Source organism: Pedobacter sp. P26 (assembly GCF_050632135.1).
GTDB lineage: Bacteria > Bacteroidota > Bacteroidia > Sphingobacteriales > Sphingobacteriaceae > Pedobacter.
Genome location: NZ_CP192574.1, coordinates 3058808 through 3077583 on the forward strand (window position 1 = coordinate 3058808; position 18776 = coordinate 3077583).

Annotated in this window: 16 protein-coding genes and 3 pseudogenes; 10 read left to right on the forward strand and 9 right to left on the reverse strand. The window is 37.1% G+C overall.

What is annotated here, in order from left to right:
• Positions 1-56 precede the first annotated feature (56 nt).
• The 5 genes from ACQ86H_RS14315 to ACQ86H_RS14335 form a co-directional block, all read right to left on the reverse strand.
• Complete coding sequence (locus ACQ86H_RS14315; protein ID WP_431295277.1) at positions 57-236, reverse strand: hypothetical protein; 180 nt, start codon at positions 234-236, stop codon at positions 57-59.
• A 123-nt stretch (positions 237-359) separates the two neighbouring features.
• Positions 360-962 carry a FecR family protein gene (locus ACQ86H_RS14320; RefSeq protein WP_431295278.1) on the reverse strand — a complete coding sequence of 201 codons (603 nt, stop codon included), beginning with the start codon at positions 960-962 and terminating at the stop codon, positions 360-362.
• A gap of 5 nt (positions 963-967) precedes the next feature.
• A complete protein-coding gene (locus ACQ86H_RS14325; protein WP_431295279.1) occupies positions 968-1360 on the reverse strand; it encodes a hypothetical protein in 393 nt (130 codons plus the stop codon).
• Between the two features lie 529 nt (positions 1361-1889).
• The gene (locus tag ACQ86H_RS14330) at positions 1890-2456 is read right to left on the reverse strand and encodes an RNA polymerase sigma factor (protein WP_431295280.1); all 567 of its coding nucleotides are present in this window, start codon (positions 2454-2456) and stop codon (positions 1890-1892) included.
• 64 nt (positions 2457-2520) lie between these two features.
• The gene (locus tag ACQ86H_RS14335; protein ID WP_431295281.1) at positions 2521-3609 is read right to left on the reverse strand and encodes a sterol desaturase family protein; all 1089 of its coding nucleotides are present in this window, start codon (positions 3607-3609) and stop codon (positions 2521-2523) included.
• A 310-nt stretch (positions 3610-3919) separates the two neighbouring features.
• Here ACQ86H_RS14335 and ACQ86H_RS14340 point away from each other — a divergent pair, with 310 nt between their 5' ends.
• The 6 genes and pseudogenes from ACQ86H_RS14340 to ACQ86H_RS14365 all read left to right on the forward strand — a co-directional run bounded on the left by ACQ86H_RS14340 (position 3920) and on the right by ACQ86H_RS14365 (position 8936).
• Entirely contained in the window at positions 3920-4678 is a 759-nt protein-coding gene (locus ACQ86H_RS14340) for an ROK family protein (RefSeq protein WP_431295282.1), read from the forward strand.
• 88 nt (positions 4679-4766) lie between these two features.
• Positions 4767-5216, forward strand: a complete 450-nt coding sequence (locus ACQ86H_RS14345; protein WP_431295283.1) for an NAD(P)-binding domain-containing protein — start codon at positions 4767-4769, stop codon at positions 5214-5216.
• A gap of 52 nt (positions 5217-5268) precedes the next feature.
• Positions 5269-6183 (forward strand): annotated as a pseudogene (locus tag ACQ86H_RS14350) (NADP-dependent phosphogluconate dehydrogenase); the annotation flags it as partial.
• Between the two features lie 30 nt (positions 6184-6213).
• Positions 6214-7728: a glucose-6-phosphate dehydrogenase gene (zwf, locus tag ACQ86H_RS14355; RefSeq protein ID WP_138821172.1), complete on the forward strand. Its 1515-nt coding sequence runs from the start codon at positions 6214-6216 to the stop codon at positions 7726-7728.
• Positions 7729-7851: 123 nt separating this feature from the next.
• On the forward strand, positions 7852-8508 hold the full coding sequence (pgl, locus tag ACQ86H_RS14360; protein ID WP_431295284.1) for a 6-phosphogluconolactonase: 657 nt from the start codon (positions 7852-7854) through the stop codon (positions 8506-8508).
• 71 nt (positions 8509-8579) lie between these two features.
• A complete protein-coding gene (locus ACQ86H_RS14365; protein WP_246862776.1) occupies positions 8580-8936 on the forward strand; it encodes a DUF5655 domain-containing protein in 357 nt (118 codons plus the stop codon).
• 331 nt (positions 8937-9267) lie between these two features.
• Here ACQ86H_RS14365 and ACQ86H_RS14370 read toward each other — a convergent pair whose 3' ends face one another.
• The 3 genes and pseudogenes from ACQ86H_RS14370 to ACQ86H_RS14380 all read right to left on the reverse strand — a co-directional run bounded on the left by ACQ86H_RS14370 (position 9268) and on the right by ACQ86H_RS14380 (position 12878).
• Positions 9268-10149 (reverse strand): exopolyphosphatase, encoded by an 882-nt coding sequence (locus ACQ86H_RS14370; protein WP_138821170.1) that lies wholly within the window; start codon positions 10147-10149, stop codon positions 9268-9270.
• Positions 10149-12208 (reverse strand): annotated as a pseudogene (gene ppk1, locus ACQ86H_RS14375) (polyphosphate kinase 1). The gene ACQ86H_RS14370 and the pseudogene ppk1 overlap by 1 nt, the downstream one beginning before the upstream one ends.
• 100 nt (positions 12209-12308) lie before the next feature.
• Positions 12309-12878 (reverse strand): hypothetical protein, encoded by a 570-nt coding sequence (locus ACQ86H_RS14380; protein WP_138821168.1) that lies wholly within the window; start codon positions 12876-12878, stop codon positions 12309-12311.
• 75 nt (positions 12879-12953) lie between these two features.
• On the opposite strand from ACQ86H_RS14380, the pseudogene ACQ86H_RS14385 reads away from it, so the two are divergent.
• From ACQ86H_RS14385 to ACQ86H_RS14400, 4 genes and pseudogenes are all read left to right on the forward strand, one after another.
• Positions 12954-13444: pseudogene (locus ACQ86H_RS14385) on the forward strand (YajQ family cyclic di-GMP-binding protein).
• A gap of 121 nt (positions 13445-13565) precedes the next feature.
• Entirely contained in the window at positions 13566-14009 is a 444-nt protein-coding gene (locus ACQ86H_RS14390; protein ID WP_138821166.1) for a GNAT family N-acetyltransferase, read from the forward strand.
• A gap of 62 nt (positions 14010-14071) precedes the next feature.
• Positions 14072-14668, forward strand: a complete 597-nt coding sequence (locus ACQ86H_RS14395; protein WP_138821165.1) for a DUF4142 domain-containing protein — start codon at positions 14072-14074, stop codon at positions 14666-14668.
• A 238-nt stretch (positions 14669-14906) separates the two neighbouring features.
• On the forward strand, positions 14907-16520 hold the full coding sequence (locus tag ACQ86H_RS14400) for a S8 family peptidase (protein WP_138821164.1): 1614 nt from the start codon (positions 14907-14909) through the stop codon (positions 16518-16520).
• Between the two features lie 131 nt (positions 16521-16651).
• Here ACQ86H_RS14400 and ACQ86H_RS14405 read toward each other — a convergent pair whose 3' ends face one another.
• Positions 16652-18775, reverse strand: a complete 2124-nt coding sequence (locus ACQ86H_RS14405; RefSeq protein WP_431295285.1) for a xanthine dehydrogenase family protein molybdopterin-binding subunit — start codon at positions 18773-18775, stop codon at positions 16652-16654.
• Position 18776: the final 1 nt, after the last annotated feature.

Consider the following 18776-nt stretch of genomic DNA (forward strand, 5'->3'; position numbering starts at 1 on the left):
TTTCTGGTCATCGAACTGGTTGTTGTTATAGGCAATATGATTGCCACTTAGCTTTTCTAAAGTTTCAAAAGCTTTTTTAAAGTCATGCCATTCGCTTCGAACAAAAATTTCTTATCGCTTTGTGCATAGGTATATAATGAGAACGAGAGCAGATTCAACATCATTATGGTAGTAATCACCATAACTTTTGAGGGATACTGATGGAAATTTTTAATCCATCGGGTATTAATTTTCATATCTTTACTAAGTTTTACTTTGTCAAATGAGTATACAATTTTCAGGGCTTGAAATGTGTCCAGCATTTCGAGCCATTTTTCGTTATAGTAATTTTATATCATATCTATCCTTATAGTTTATTGTTAATAAATAATTACTTTGTTTTCATAGATTGTATATTTTGAGTCAGATAGCTTAGCAATTACATCCATAATCTGCTTTACCGAACATTTATCAAATTTTGCGGTAAGCTTTACCCCTTTTAAAGCTTCAGTTTTAATTTCAATATCAAGATCATACTCTCGGGCAATTACCTCTGCAATTTCGCTCAGGGATTTATCATAAAAAAAGATTTTGTATTCCCTCCAGCTATCAAAATCAATGGCATTTACCTGCTTTTTTGTTGTCTGTCCATTATTTTTATTGATGGTAAGCTGTTCATTCGGCAAGAGGAAATAAACAGGGGCTGTTGTGGCCTTATTTTTAAACAGCACGCCGACTTTACCAGTTTGCACAGTGATGGTGATATCTTTTAAAGATGGATAAGCATTGATATTAAATGAAGTACCCAGAACGGTAGCGCTCACTTTTCCGGTATGAACTATAAAGGGTTGTTTGGTGCGGTGCTGCACGTCAAAAAAAGCTTCACCATCTAAATAAACGATCCGCTTGCTGCTGGTATTAAAATTGAGTGCGTAACGGATTTTACTATCGCCGTTTAAATAGATGTTAGAACCATCTGGCATGGTGATCAGCCTTTTCTGTCCACGCGGATTGTAAATTTCGTTATAAGCAATAACTTCGGTTTTTTTGAATGAAAACTGTTAAAATAGAGTGCTGGTAATAAACAGATTACCATGATTGCGGCGGCTATCGCAAAATACTTTCTATAATTGATTCTTTTTATGATTAGCGATTGCTCAGCACTATCTTCAATATGTTTTTGAATGGCCAACCAGCTTTTTTGCTGATTAACAGGTTTTTTCAGAGAATAATCTGCTGCCTCAAAGGCCTGTAAGCTTTCCCTGAAAATCTGCTGATTCTGCTGGCTGCTTCCAACCCAAATCAGTAAATCAGTTAAATCTTCACTGCCAATGGTTTTCTTGCTGTAATCTTCTATTAATTTGTAGTAACGTTCTTCCATTTAGTCATGCTGTTCTGGATGTAAGACAGATTAATGGATGCCGATACGTAGCCAAAAACATCAATTTATTGTTAACAAATTGTTAAGTATAAAGGGTGACCAAAATTGATTAATAATGTTGAAGGATTGTTTCATCAAGGAAAAGATAAATGATTCTGATTTGGAAATGAAAGGTTAGTGTTTCATAGATTCTTTAGCCCCGCCATCCGCTATATCCCGATTGAAAAAATCGGGATCCGCTTCTGTCAGGTTTAGGTACAACAGCCTGTTAAAAAATCAAATTATTCTGATTTCTCTGTGCAAAATGGCTTTATGTTTCCGAGCAGCTACCTGGGTTAAATAAACCCGATTGTCGGGAAGAGCTTCCGATTTTTCCATGGAACTCGTACCAAAAGCGGGACTGAAAACCGCCATGGAAAACTGAACCTGCATTTCCAAAAACTAATGCAAGTAATATTTTGATAAATAATCTTCTCAAGGAAACTGAGAATAAATTAAATATACTTTCAAGCAAAAGAATGAAATTGAATCAGATCTCCAATCGGTCAGTTGTGAGCGATCTAAAGTTTTTCACGGCCTGGTAGAGTAAAGTTTCTACCGTTCTTACCGAAATGCCCAATAAATCGGCAATATTGTTTTTCTCCAGCATATCGATGCGGCTCATTAAAAGTACTTCCCGCTGCCTGTCGGATAACAGGTTTAGGAGATCCATAATTTCAGAATAGGATTCCCTGCTTGTAAGCTGTTCGTGGGGATTTAAATAAGTATCCGGGTAATCGAGTGTATCTTCGCGATCATTGACACTTAAAATATGGAGTTTTACACGCTGAATTTCATTAAAGGCTAAATTTTTAGCTGCAGCAAACAGGTATTTTTTGATCGATTTGATCTGAAGCTCGTTTCTTTTGTCCCAAAGCTTCATAAAAAGATCGGCAATAAGCTCTTCTGCTTTGTTGTAATCTTTAATGTAAATAGAGGTAAATTTGCATAAAGCAGGGTAATACCTGTTAAAAAGGGTTTCCAGTGCGAGGCTGTCTTGATTTACCAATAAAGACATTAAGTCCTCATCACTTTTGCTTAAATATACATCCTTCATCTCACCAGCAAAAGTAGCTTAGCAACGTTACGGTAATGTTAAGCAAACTTTGCCTTTAAGTTACCTATGTATTAATTGTGTTGGATTGATAGTTAAAAAGGTGTTTTTTATACAAGCTATTCAATGAAAAATTACGTTCAAGAATGATCAATCCTACAACCGGGAATATTAAAAGTTCCATGATATTAAAGCTATGGAAGAAATAACCGAATACCAATATCAACCTGAAACATTCGAGGTAATAAATCCACTTGCGCTGCTCTAACAGGGCGCCGATATTGATCAGGGTAACCAGGATAAAAATCAATATCGCTACTTTATGTACTAAAGTTAACGATTCGTAAAACATGGTTGTACCTGTAAGCATCGCTACTACCATGATCAGCTGGATATTCAGATAAATTTTAAACCTGGGTTTAGGTTTTGCCTCATGTTGTAATTTATTTTGATAATAACGTTCTTCTAAAATCGGCCTGATATTTTGATCCATTAATGCAGGACTCCCGAAAACAGCATTCCATTTGGCCTTAAATCCATTTGCACGCCTGTAAGCCTCTCCTATTTCTAAATAATAATGAAAATGCTGCCATAAAAAACTATAACTTTTAATGGGATGTGTTAAGCCATATTTAGGTGTCTCTTCTTCTGCCTGGAAAGTGCCAAATAATTTGTCCCAGAAAACAAAAACATCTCCGTAGTTTTTATCCAGATATTTTTCATCAGAAGCATGGTGAACCCCATGCAGCGAAGGCGTAATCAATATATTTTCGAGCCAGCCCAATTTGCCTATCAATTGTGTATGCGTAAAAAATGAATAAGCACCGTGAGCCAAAAGAATGGTAATAATCATGTTGGGATGAAAACCTAGCAATGGTAAGGCACACCAGAAAACATTACGAAAAATAGCCTGAATGGTGGTAATCCGCGCTGCTGCAGATAAATTAAACTCTTCGCTCTGGTGATGCACAATATGTGCAGCCCATAAAAAGTTAATCTCATGTCCCATCCTGTGATACCAGTACCAAACAAAATCTGTAGCTAGCAATAGTAAAATCCAGACATACCATTTAGTAGAAATATCAAAAATAGCATAGTTGGCATATACCCAATGGTACACCTGATAAAAACTTGCCGCAATAAATAAATTGAGCAACCTTTCGGCAATACCTACACTAAAATTTGCAACCGTACTCTCATATTTGAATATCTTCGCTTTTTTTGATGCTGGGCGATCTTAAATTCAATAAATACGAAAATAAAAAATGCTGGTATAGCAAATGCAAGGTAGTTTACCGTCATAACCATTTATATCTTTTTTAAGTTTAACGGAACAAACTTAAATATATTCTATTAAATACATAGATTTTATAGAATATATTATTACACCTAAATTACTTCCATATTCATTTAATGTTTGTTGTTTTAATTTATTTGTAGAACTTCGGAATTATAAATACAGAATTATGGCTACACAGAAAAAAGCTGAAAACAACAATATATTATCTATCGATATTGGCGGTACCAGTATAAAAACCGTTCTTTTAGATGAAAGCGGAAATATGATTACCGAATATTTAAAAAGCAAAACCCCGCCGGAAGCTACGCCAAAAGATATCGTAACAGGTATTGTTGAACTAATTAAGTCTTTTCCTGATAGTTATAACCGTGTATCAATCGGATTTCCGGGTTACGTTAAAAATGGGATTGTAAAAACTGCTCCCAACCTGGCTAAAAATAAATGGGCCGATGTAGATCTTGCACAGCGCGTGGCCAACGAGCTTGGTAAGCCTGTGCGTTTGGTAAACGATGCCGACCAACAAGGCTTAGGGGTTGTTGATGGCAAAGGCTTCGAAATTGTTTTTACAGTGGGTACGGGCTTCGGAACAGCGCTATTGTTTGATGGAGAACTGCTTCCTCACCTGGAACTGGCGCATTTCCCAATCAATAAAGAGGAAGATTACGACGATTATATCGGAAACAAAGCATTCGAAAAAATCGGGGGCGAACGGTGGAATAAAAGATTAAAAAAGGTAATCGAAATTTATAAAACAGTTTTCAATTATGATACCTTATATATAGGTGGCGGAAATTCAAAACAGATCAATTTTAAGTTGGAAGATAATATTAAAATCGTAACCAACAGAGACGGGATTAAAGGTGGTGCAAAGCTTTGGAAACTGGCCGATAAGTACAATATCTTTACTGTTGAGCCTAAAAAATAATTGATCTTTTTATTACAATCTTTTAACAACAATAGCTGCAATATTAATTTGTAAATCCTAATTTTGGGTGCATTCTAAAAAACAAAAAATGGCAAATAACGATTCTGAAAAATATAAATTGGGAATGATTGGTTTAGGCACTATGGGCCGGAACTTATTATTAAACATGGCTGATAAGGGTTTCTCTGTAACAGGTTACGATAAAGACCAAAAGATGATCTCGAAGCTTGAAGAAGAAGGCAAAGCGCACAACTTAGAAGGATTTGATGATATTGAAAGCTTTATTTCGAGCTTACAAACACCACGTACATTAATTTTGTTAGTACCAGCCGGACCAATTGTAGATAGCGTTATTGCAGAACTAAAACCACTTTTAAGCAAAGGTGATATCATCATCGATAGCGGAAATTCACATTTTACAGATACCAACCGCCGTGTTGATGAGTTAGAAAAAGATGGTTTACATTTCTTCGGAATGGGCATTTCTGGTGGTGAAGAAGGTGCGCGGTTTGGTCCGAGTATGATGCCGGAGTGGTGATAAACAGGCGTACAATGTTGTAAAAGAGGTTTTTGATGCTGTAGCGGCAAAAGTTGGGACTGATCCTTGTGTAACCTACATTGGTCCGGGTGCTTCCGGCCACTTTGTTAAAATGGTACACAATGGTATAGAATATGCCATTATGGAGCTTATTGCCGAAGTATATGGCATCCTTAAAAATGGTTTAGGTTATTCAAATGAAGAGATTTATAAAGTATTCAAAAAATGGAACGAAGGCAAGCTGCAATCATTCTTATTAGAAATTACTGCCGAAATCTTCCTGTTTAAAGATACCGAAACACAAAATGATCTTTTAGATCAGATTAAAGACGAAGCCCGTTCTAAAGGTACAGGAAAATGGACATCGGAGGTTTCAATGGAACTTCAATTGCCGATTCCAACCATTAACGAAGCTGTTTCTAACCGTGATTTATCTAAATTTAAAAAACTAAGGGTTTCTTTAGAAGAAGCTTTTGATAAAAAAGACACCAAAATTGAGGCGACAGTTGAAGAACTGGAAGATGCATTTTACTTCTCTATGATCAGTGCTTATGCACAAGGGATGCATTTACTGGTTCAGGCATCAAAAGAATATCAATACGATCTACAGTTACAGGAAATTGCCAAAATCTGGCGTGGTGGTTGTATCATCAGGGCTAAATTTTTAGAAGATATTTATCAGGCTTATGATAAAAACAATGCTCTTGAACATCTATTCGGTGATGCGGGTATCCAGAACATCATTAAAGGCACTTTATTGGGAACACGTAAAACAATCAGTGCATGTATTAATTCTGGTTTAGGTATTCCTGCATTTGCATCTACCCTAACCTACTTCGATACCATCACAACAGCTCGCATGCCTTCAAATTTAATCCAGGCACAAAGAGATTTCTTTGGCGCACATACCTTTGAACGTATTGATAAAGATGGTGTTTTCCACGCCGACTGGAATAAATTATCATAAACTAATTAGACTCACGAACAAAAACATAAAATGAAAACCAAAACCGCATTAAACCCAACCATTTTTGTAATATTTGGTGGAACAGGTGATTTAAATAAAAGAAAATTAGCACCTGCCCTATATAATTTATTTATGGAGGGTTACATGCCTGATAAGTTTGCTATTATTGGTACCGGAAGGACAGAATTTACTGATGATAGTTACAAAACTGCATTAGAAGAAGCTGTGAACGAGTTTTCTCGAAGCGGAAAAGTTAAAAAAGATAAATGGGAGGATTTTGGAAATACGATCCACTACTGCCCTACCGATTTTGCACAGCCAAAAACTTTCGAAAACCTGAAAGCGGCTGTAGAAAAATATCAAAAAGAATTTGGTGCCGGTACACAGGTAATTTTCTACCTCGCAGTTGCACCTAATTTCTTCCCGATTATTGCTGAATGTCTGCAGAAATATAAACTTACGCAAGATGAAGACAATAGCCGTATTGTTATCGAAAAACCTTTTGGCCATGATTTAGAATCGGCAAAAGAGCTTAACACATTGTTGAGCACTATTTTTACCGAAAAGCAGATCTACCGTATTGATCATTACCTGGGTAAAGAAACCGTACAAAACATGATGGCTTTCCGGTTTGCCAACGCATTATTCGAGCCGTTGTGGAACAGGTCTTATATCGATCACGTTCAGATTTCGGTAACCGAACAGTTAGGTGTGGGTGATCGTGGTGGATATTATGAAGGTTCTGGTGCTTTGAGAGATATGATCCAGAATCACCTCTTGCAATTGCTTTGTTTGGTTGGAATGGAAGCACCCATTAATTTTGATGCCGATGAAATCAGAAATCGCAAGGTTGAGGTTTTAAGAGCAATGCGTCCTTTTTCTGCAGAAGATATCCGTTTTCACACCGTTCGCGGTCAGTACAGCAAAGGCTGGGTTGAAGGTAAGGAAGTTCCGGGATACCGCCAGGAAAAAGGCGTTGATACCCACTCAAATACCGAAACTTTTGCGGCAGTTAAATTTCATATTGATAACTGGAGATGGCAAGGTATTCCTTTCTATTTAAGAACAGGAAAGCGCTTGAACCAAACTTCATCATTAATTACCATTCAGTTTAGAGATGTGCCTCATCAAATTTTCTCATCAGAGGTAACCGAAAACTGGCAACAAAACAGGTTGGTGATTAGCATACAGCCAGAAATGAGTATCCGCATGCAGGTACAGGCCAAAAGACCCGGATTAGACATGGTATTAAACCCTGTTGATATGGTATTTGATTATAAAGGAACTTACGAGGGTGATACACCAGAAGCTTACGAAACCTTATTATTGGATGCCATGATGGGCGATCAAACCTTGTTTATGCGTGGCGATCAGGTAGAAGCAGCATGGGAATTGGTTATGCCAATTTTAAATACATGGGAAAGCAAAAAATCAATCAATTTCCCTAACTATCCTGCCGATAGCTGGGGACCAGAAGAAGCTGAAGCACTTATTGCGAGAGATGGTTTCCACTGGTTCAATTTACCGCTGAAGAATAAGGAATAAATTTTTACCCTTTCGTCACCCTGAACCGAACTTTAGCGAGCTCACCGAAGGTAATTTATTTCAGGGTCTTATCAAGATAGATGCTGAAATAAATTCAGCATGACGAATTTTATTATTGACAGAATGAATCTACTCATATATAAAACATTAGAAGAACTAAACCAGGATCTGGCAGATTACATAATCAAGATTGCAGAAATGTCTATCGAAGAAAACGACCGTTTCAATTTCGTACTTACGGGCGGTAGTTCTCCTAAAGCACTTTACCATTTTCTTGCTACTGAAGGGCAGCACAGAATTGATTGGGAAAAAGTATATTTCTTCTTTGGCGATGAGCGTAATGTTCCTGCCAATGATGACAATTATAATGGTTTAATGGCCAGGAAAACCATTTTAGATCCACTGGGTATTAAAGAAGATCATATTTTTTACGTTGATACTACTTTGGCTCCAGAAAAGGCAGCTATCGAATATAAAAAAGCAATTGACAAGCATTTTAATGGTGAAGACATCGTTTTCGATTTAATCCTTTTGGGTATGGGTGATGATGCGCACACCGCCTCGATTTTTCCACATACTACTTTGGTTAAAGATGAAGAAGTAAACGTAGCAGCTGTATATGTAGAAAAACTGGATACGTATCGCATTAGCTTTACTGCGCCGTTAATTAATAAAGCAGATAACGTAGCCTTTTTGGTATTTGGCGAGAATAAAGCCGAAGCGCTGAAGCATGTGATTGGCGATACAGAAAAAATACAGATCTGTACCCTTCTCAGTTAATCGATCCGATTGACGGTAAATTAACCTGGTTTACCGACGAGGCTGCAACAAAGTTACTTGAAGACTAAGAGATGATGTTGTCTGAAGAAAAACATTTATCAGACTTTTTAAAAGGAAAAACGGAATATACCTTAGGGTTATTCCGTTTTTTTATTGAACAATTGGCCGAATTTGGAGAGATAAGTCTCAGGCCTGCAAAATCCATGATTGCCATAGAATCTAAAACACCCTTCGCATACATTACGCAGTTGGGTAAAAATTTTGTACACGTGGTTATTCCTTTCGATCAATCGTATAAGGATAACCTTTGCTTCACTAAAATTATACAGGTGCCGGGAACGAATCAATTTAACCACCATTTGAGGATTTTCTTTGAAGAAGATATTAATAAGGAAGTGAAAACGTTTCTTAGAATGGCGATGGAATGATGCTAGCTTGTGGTTGGATATTTCGTGAAACAACAATATTTAAAATCTTTCATTAATAATGAATAATATCTTTCATTAATAATGAATTAATATCTTTCGTTTGTAATGAAAGATATATTGATATGCTATTAGAGAGTCAGATTGCATCTATTTTGGATTCACAAAATGATGCATTTTTGAATAAAAAACTGGGACTGCAAAGGAATAAGTTGCCAAAATTAAAGCTCGTAGAAAATTTTGCTTTAATAATTACAGGCATAAGAAGATGCGGAAAAAGCACGCTGCTGTATCAGCCGTAGGGTGGTTTGTGTCTCCACAAACCACAACCAAATTAATCCAGCTTCTCTTCTATCAATAATTTAATAATCCCGTCAGCCATGCCCACTTTAGGAACATAAATCTGCTTTATGCCCGTCCACTTCATTAAAGTTAAATAAATCTCACAAGCTGGGATAATTACATCTGCACGATCAGGATTTAAACCCAGGGTATTGATACGTTCTTTTAGTGAGTAACTGGTGAGTTTATTATACATGGAATTTAATTTCTGCAACGATAAAGGCGCATTTTCCTTCTCATCCGACATGCGGAACAATTTATTAATATTGCCTCCTGTACCTATACCAGCTAGATGTTTATATTCTTTTGTATGCTCTTTTACCCAATCTTTCATCTCTTCCCAGGTTTCTTCCTTGTCTTGGTTATCCAGCATCCTGATTGTGCCAATATTGAAAGATCTTGATGCCTCTGGAGTACCTTTTACAAAAACAGATAACTCGGTACTACCCCCACCCACATCAATATACAGGTAGTTTTTATTTTCGTCTAATTCCTCTTCTATGTGGTTGGCATAAATAATATTCGCTTCCCGCTGCCCCTCAATAATCTCTAAAGTAACATCTGTTTCTTTTTTAATCAGCTTAACAATATCCTCTCCATTACTGGCCTCGCGCATGGCAGATGTCGCACAAGCCAAATATTCAGAAACATGATAAACATCCATCAGATTTTTAAAAGCAGCCATTGTTTTTACCAGATCTGCAGATTTTTTATCCGAAATATATTGATCCAGGAATGCGTCATCGCCCAACCGGAGTGGCACACGTATAAGGGTATTCTTTTTGTATTTATATTTTCCGTCTTGTTTGCTAATATCAGCAATGAGTAACCTCACGGCGTTCGAACCGATATCTATAGCTGCGTATCTTAACATTATGATTGATGCTTGGTTTTTAAATAGTTATAAATATCCACTTGTGCCCTTATTTTTTTACTTAATCTGTTTTTGTGATATTTGTTGTTGTTTAAGGCATTAATTTGTCTCGATTTGGTATTGTCTTGTAACTGTAGGTCAATAATATCCTGAATCTCCTGTTTAACATCATGATCCAGAACAGGAAAACCTACTTCCACGCGATGCTCGAAATTCCTGCTCATTAAATCTGCAGATGATAAATACATATCGTTTTTACCATTATTACCGAAAATATAAACCCGGGCATGCTCCAAAAACTTATCGATAATACTAATCGCAGTAATATTTTCACTAAAGCCTTTTACGCCTGGTACCAGACAGCAAATACCACGTATAATAAGCTGAATTTTAACCCCGGCATTGCTCGCATCGTAAAGTTTGGAAATAATGCCTTCATCAGCTAAACTGTTTACCTTTAACATGATATAAGCTAGTTTACCCTGTTTGGCATTTCTGATTTCGCGATTGATAAAATTAACCAGTTTAGATCGGCTCTCCAGTGGTGAAACAATCAGGTGTTTGAAGCCCCTGGTTACGGTACGCTTGCTCAATGCATCAAAAAGTTTGACCAGATCGTTGGTAATTTCTTTCTTCGCAGTGAAAATGCTATGATCGCAGTATAAACCTGCCGTTTTCTCATTAAAGTTTCCCGTTGCTAAATTGGCGTAGTAAACCGGCTTATCCTTTTCAATCCGTTTAACCAGACAGATTTTAGAGTGTACCTTGTAATCTGTTAAACCATAATTTACTTTAACCCCTTCTTCCATTAAACGGCTTGTCCAGTAAATATTAGCCTGTTCATCAAAGCGGGCCTTAAGTTCTAATAAAACAGAAACAGCCTTGCCATTTTTAGCCGCATTAATTAAGGCATTGATTACTTTCGAGTTTTCAGCTAAACGGTATAAGGTAATCTGTATTTCGGTTACTTTCGGGTCAATTGCCGCCTCACGCAGGAACAAAATAATGTAATCATAAGATTGGTACGGCAAATTTACCAAATAATCGCGCTGTGCAACTTTATTGAACATGCTTTGGGTTCTGTGCAGATCGTGTACCTTAAGCGGTATGTTAGGTGCATATTCCAATTCCTTTTTACCCACATTCGGGAAGGCAATAAAATCGCCAAACTTATGGTAACGGTTACCCGGAATTAAACTTTCAGCTTCCAGTTTAAGCTTATTCACTAATACCGTGAGCATATTTAAGGGCATGGCCGAATCATAAAGCAGGCGCATTGGTTTCCCTTTTTGCGCTTCTCTAAACTGCTTTTTAAATCATCAATAAACTTATCATTAATGTTTTTATCGATATCCAATTCGGCATCCCGTGTTAACTGGATTGAATAAGCCTCTAAATTATCGTAAGTAAAAACATAAAATATATCGTCTAAACAATACCTGATGATATCTTCAGCAAGAATAATAAACTTGAGGTCGTTTGTTTCGGGCAGTACTAAAAACCGGGGTAAATTAGGTGGAATTTCAATAAGTGCATATTTCTCTTTAACCTTTGTATCCTTTTTCGAAAGTTTAACAAAAAAGTAAAGATACCGGTCTTTCAATTCTGGAAATGGTTTATCCATATCCAGCATAATAGGAACCAGATTAGATAAAATCTTATCCCTGAAATGATTTTTAACGAATTCTCCCCTGCTTACATTCAGTTGAGTATCATTTAAAATAAAAATCCTGTTTTGAGCAAGTTCGTTGATTAAAGTAGCCTGAAAAAGCTGGTCGAATTTTCTTTCCTGTTTTACAACAATATTTTTAATCTCATTCAGAATTTTCTTTGGATTAAATCCTAAAAGTGCTTTAGCCTTATCGTTCAGATTGGTTAACCGCGTCATGGTGGCCACCCTAACGCGATAAAACTCTTCTAAATTGGAAGAAAATATAGATAGAAATTTAATCCGTTCAATCAGCGGAACTGTTTCATCGGCCGCTTCTTGCAGTACACGTTCATTAAAGTAAAGCCAACTGATTTCGCGGTTAAAAAATGGAATCTTCTTATTGCTCATTTAAAAAAATAAAAAATCCCTGCCAAAACAGGGATGTTCAAAACTGCACATTAATTTGTTAAATCGATGTTAATTCATTTGCATGTTAACGTTAACAAATTTATTTTTTAGCAGGGGTTTTTACAACTTTCTTAACCACAGGGGTAGCTTTAACAACTGTTTTTTTAACAACATCAGTAACCGTTTCTAATGTTTTACCATCCGCTTTTTTAGTTACTTTAGTGGCTTCGTTAACAGCTTCTTTTGCTGTCGCCAATGGTTTTGCCAATACCTTTTCTGCTTTTTCTTCAGTTTCTATCGCTGCAACTTTAATGCTTTGTACTACTGGTTTTGCCTTAGCGACAGCTTTTTTAACTACTTTTTCAGCAGATTTTTCAGATTTACTTATCGCCTTGGTAACAGGTTTTTTCGCTGCTTTTGCCTTCTCTTTAGATGCATGTAACAAATCATCAATTTTTTGTCCCACATCAGCTTTCACAATCGTAAATTTCCTGGTTAATTTTTTAGCCACCCGTTTACTTGCTTTACCCACCTCCGTACTAATTTCCGATACATCATGACCTAAACTTTTAATTACTTCTAAAAACTTATCCGTGATTGACTGCTCAAGTTGTTTTTTAATTTCTTTTTTTGTAATCTTTTTTTGAGACTTCGGCTTAGTTGTTTTCATATTATTTTCGTTTTTTTGTGAGGATGGATTAATTTCTATTAAATCTACTTATTTTTTTACTTTAAAGCTAAAACCATGCCTTCTTTTGATATTGTAAGTAAAGTTGATGCGCAGACATTAGACAACGCCATTAACAATGCTAAAAAAGAAATCCTTAACCGATTCGACTTTAACGGGTCGAAAAGCACGATCGATCTGGATAAAAAACAAATGTAATAACCATTGTTACTGAAGATGATATGCGATTGAAAGCGATCGAAGGTTCCATTATTTCACGGATGATGAAGCAGAATTTAGATCCGAAAAGTTTAGACTTTGGCGACGAGCAACAGGCTTCAGGCAACATGATCAGAAAAGAAATCAGCATAAAAGAAGGATTGGATAAAGAAGCAGCAAAAAAAGTAGTGGCGAAAATCAAAGCCAGCGGCTTAAAAGTTCAACCATCTATTATGGATGATCAGGTTCGGGTAACCGCAAAGAAAATTGATGATTTGCAGGCCGTGATCAGCCTTTGTAGAAATGAAGATTTCGATCAGCCATTGCAGTTTATTAATATGCGTAATTAGAAAGCTTAACTGGTTAAATAGGTTAACTGCGGAAGAGGCTTAGGAAAAACCAGCTAATTCTTTAAGTGGATTTTGAAAGAATTCACTCATTTAATCATTCAAAATTCAATCATTAATCAAAATGGAAATCAGCGAAAATGATTTTATATTTTCTGATAAAAAGGAGCTTTTAGATCTCGAAGCCATACATTCTTATTTAAGTGTAGAATCTTATTGGGCAAAAGGCATTCCGCTGGATACTGTAAAACGTTCAATAGAAAATTCGCTTTGTTTTGGGATTTATAGAGATCAGGAGCAAGTGGGGTTTGCACGTTGGGTAACAGATAAAGCCACATTTGCATGGCTTTGTGATGTTTATGTTAAAGAAAGCTACCGCGGATTGGGTTTATCGAAAAAACTGATGTCGTTTATGATTTTTCATCCCGATTTACAGGGCTTACGATCATATCGCCTGGGCACTTTGGATGCACATGAATTGTATAAGCAATTTGGGTTTGAACCAGTTGAAAATCCGGAGCGTTTAATGGCTATTGTTATTAAAAATCCATACGGACTGGCACAATAACCTTTAACAACAAAACCTTTTTCCTGTGCTCTTGTTTCTAATTTATTAAATATAGAGAAAACATGAAACAGATATTTTTATTGTCAACAGCTTTTGCCTTGGCACTTTCCTTTCAGGCTTGTCAAACTGCTGATAAAAAATCGGCGACTACAAAAGACAGCGTTTCCGGCGATACCACCATGGTAAACGGTAACCATGTTACCGGTGCCGAAAGTACCGAATCTGGTATTGATGAGGCAGGCGCAACATTTTTAAGAAAAGCAGCTGTAGGCGGTATTATGGAAGTTGAAGCAGCTAAAATTGCAGCAAAAAATGCTAAAAGTACCGAAGTAAAAGATTTCGCAGCTAAAATGCTTGCCGACCATACCAAAGCGAATGCAGAATTAAAGGCTTTGGCGGAAAACAAAAAAGTGATTACTCCTGATGCATTGCCTGCCGATGTGCAGATCCATTTGGATGGAATGAAAAAAATGACCGGTACAGCATTTGACAAACATTATATGGATATGATGGTTACCGATCATGAAAAAACAGTAGCATTATTTAAACAGGGGATTGAAAACCGTGACCAAAGTGTCAAAGAATGGGCTGCGAATACTTTAAAAGTAATTGAATCACATGACGAGATGGCTAAGAAGATTACAGCTGGCTTAAAATAGATCAGGACATTTTTTAATATAGATCAGTCGTTATTTCGAGCGGATTGCAACGAAGTCGGAAGCTCTTTCAATATAAGATCTCTCCGTTCCGCGTTGCTCTAGTCGGAATGGCGACTTTTCTATTGAAAGCTATCTAAAACTCAGCAATAAAACATGCGAAAATCTTAAAATATTAATAGAATTTCTTTCAATAAAAAAATTAAAATTAACTTTCGCCGTTTAATACAAAAATACATAAATGAATAAGAGTAGAATTTTCAGAGCGCTGTTAAGTATTGCGTTCGTAAGTGCAGTACCAACTTTGGCCAATGCGCAAAAAGCCAACTGGCAGAATCTTGATCTTAAAAGTGATAGTACTTTCGGAATCAGTACCGAAAAAGCATATAAAGAACTTTTAAAAGGTAAAAAATCTGTTAAGGTTATAGTTGCCGTAAATGATGGCGGTGTAGAAGCTACACACGAGGATTTAAAAAGGATTATGTGGGTAAATACCAAAGAGATAGCTGGCAATGGAAAGGATGATGACAAGAATGGCTATATCGACGATATTAATGGCTGGAACTTTATTGGTGGCCCCAAAGGATCGGTAAACTTCGAAACTTTAGAATTAACCCGTTTAGTTCGTCGCGACCAGGTACGTTTTGCAAATACCACAGATGCGAATGTAGCAGAAAAAGATAAAAAAGATTTCGAAGTTTTTAAAGCAGAAAGAGCCGATTTAGAAAAACAATTAGCGGAAGCTAAGGCAAATCTGGCAGGTATTACTGGTTTTAAAAATGCTTTAGATGCAGTAGTAAAGAAAATCGGTAAAGAAAATCCAACCGCAGAGGATTTTAAAAACTTTAAACCTGCTACTGAGGTTGAAGGCAGGATTCAAAATGTATTGAGCCAACAATTAGAAAAAGGCAGTTTTAAAGATTTTTACGAAGATCAGATTGTAGAAGGATTTGATTATTATACACGCCAGGCCAATTATAACTTAAATCTTGATTATGATCCTCGTTCTATTGTTGGCGATGATCCTAACAATAATAAGGAGCGGTTTTATGGCAATAACGATGTTGCAGGTCCTGACGCTATGCACGGTACACATGTAGCTGGTATTATTGCTGCTGATAGAACCAACAAACTTGGTATTTTAGGTGTAGCTGATCATGTTGCCATTATGGGTGTTCGTTGTACGCCAAACGGTGATGAAAGAGATAAAGATGTGGCTAATGGAATCCGTTATGCAGTTGATAATGGCGCAAAAGTAATTAACATGAGTTTTGGTAAGGCTTATAGCTGGGATAAAGCCATAGTTAATGAAGCTATGAAATATGCTGCCTCTAAAGATGTACTGATTGTTCAGGCTGCAGGTAACGAAAACAAAAATATCGATGTTGAAAATAATTTCCCTAACCATAAAGATTTAGATGAAAAAACCATTGCATCCTGGATTACCGTTGGTGCTTCAGGTCCTAAAGATGATGAAACATTAAAAGCAAGTTTCTCTAACTTTGGTAAAACACAGGTTGATGTTTTCGCTCCTGGTGTTCAGATTTACTCTACCGTACCGGGTTCTAAATACAAAAACTTAGATGGTACGAGTATGGCTTCTCCTGTTGTGGCTGGTTTAGCCGGCTTAATCCGTTCTTATTACCCTAAACTAACAGCAGCACAAGTAAAAGAAATTATCGTTAAATCGGTTACTAAAGTGAACCACAACGTAGAATATGCCAAAGGCGAAGAGCCAGGTGCCGAAAAAGTTTCTGTTCCTTTTTCTGATCTTTGTATCAGTGGCGGAATTGTAAATACTTACAATGCATTAAAATTAGCGGCAACATATTCAGGTAAAGCAGTTGCTAAATAATTTTTTCAGATTGTCATTCTGAGCGAAAGAGAAGAATCTTTACAAAAAATGCCTTCCAATTTACAACAGAACGCATTTTTTGTTTAGGGTATTTAGAGGAGTCAAGTTTTTAAAACTTGACTCCTCTTGTTTTAATCCAATACTTTATCGGGTGTAATTGGCAATGTCCTGATTCTTTTGCCAGTGGCATTAAAAACGGCATTGGCTACTGCTGCAGAAAAACCGATCAAGGCAATTTCGCCCATACCTTTTGCTCCCATCGGATTAATATAGGGATCAGGTTTATTAATGAAATTAACGTCGATCTCTGGTACATCGGCATTCACCGGAACGTGGTAGTCTGCAAAGTTATTATTAATGTATCTTCCATAACGGTGATCGATAATTGATTCTTCTGTTAAAGCCATACCTATTCCACCAACTGCACCGCCCAGCATCTGGCTTCGGGCTGTTTTCGGACTAACAATGGTACCGGAATCACCTACAGAAACAATTTTACTCATCTTTACCACACCAGTTAACTTATTTACCTTTACCTGTACAAAGTGGATAGAGAAAGAATACATGGAGTAACTATCTTTTTCCTTACCGCTCTGACTTTCCTTGGTTATTTCTATTTGCGGAAGATTATTCTTTTTTAAAACATCAACAAAATTGGATGTAGCATCCATATTTGAATTAGCTGCCAGTTCTGCAATGGCAGAATTTAGTGCTACACAAACATCATTAACGGCCGAACCTACTGTAGATAATGTAGCCGATCCACCCTGACTTGGTGCTGGTGGTAATGACGAATCGCCCAATTCGAATGTAATTTTATTTACCGGAATCTTCATTAATTTATTAGCGATTAAAGTCATGCCAGTTCCTGTACCAGGGCCAATATCGCTGGTTGCACTTTGTAAAAGCAGCGATCCATCAGCCTTTAAAATACCCTTAACACTGGCTTTACCCCTATTGGCATTAAAAACCCCAACACTTACGCCATAACCTGTTTGCCATGGTCCTTCAATCAAGCTGCCAGGCTTATTTTTCCGGTTGCGCCATCCTATTTTCTCTGCGCCAATTTTATAAGCTTCTTTAATATTCTTGCTAGAAAATGGTTTGTTTTTCTGCTGATCGGTTTCAGGATCATTTTTGATTCTAAAATCCAGTGGATCCATATCCAAAGCGTATGCCATCTCGTCAATTGCACTTTCGAGTGCAAAAGCTCCTGTAGCTTCGCCTGGCCCGCGCATCCATATAGGTACACCCAGATCTACCGGTACAATGGCATAGGAAGTATTTACGTTATCGCATTGGTACATAAATTTTGCCATGTTCACTACACCTTCGGTAAAGTTCTCATAAGTGGAGGTTTCTCCGTATGCCCTATGCGTAATGCCTGTTAATTTCCCATCTTTATTAGCACCTAAACCAATGGTTTGTATGGCTGCTGGTCGGTTACCAACCATGGTAAACATCTGCATTCTGGTAATAACTACTTTTACGGGCTTACCTATGTGTTTAGAAGCCATTACCGTTGCAATTTCAAGCGGCCATGTGCGCAGGGCCATGCCAAAGCCACCACCCACAAACTCCGAATTCACACGGATATTTTCCATCGGAATTTTAAAGACATTTGCAATAGTGCCCTGCGTAGCTTTTACACCCTGGGTTTTGGCGTAAACAGTAAGCTGGTTATTTGGTCGCCAATCGGCAATAATCCCATGCAATTCCATAGGGTTATGTGTTTCAATCGGTAGAAAGTACCTTTCTTCGAGCTTTACTTCTGCCGTTTTATAAGCATTTTCTTCACCACGTTTATAGTCAGCCTGCCCCTGAAGTTTTTTAGCCTTCGGATCTTTTAGGGCTTTTTCAAAATCGGTATTAAATTCCTCTTTAGCGTAGGTAGCTTTAACCAATGAGGCAGCATAAGTTGCTCTTTCGAAAGTATTAGCTACCACGATGGCTATTGGCTGTCCGTTATAAAAAATCTTGTCGGTGTAAAAAATCTTCATCTGTGGGCCACCTTCCTGCTCGTAAGCAGCAGCCGATGGCTTATTCAGGTGCGAAATTACAGCAATTACCCCCGGAGCTTTTTCAGCGGTTTTAGTATCAAGTGAGGTAATTTTCCCTTTGGTGATGGTACTGGTTACCAAAACACCATAAGTTAAGCCAGGTAATTCATATTCTGCAAAATATTTGGCTTGCCCAGTTACCTTTAAAAATCCATCTACGCGATCATTGTCGTCTTTTAACATGCTCTTTTCCATA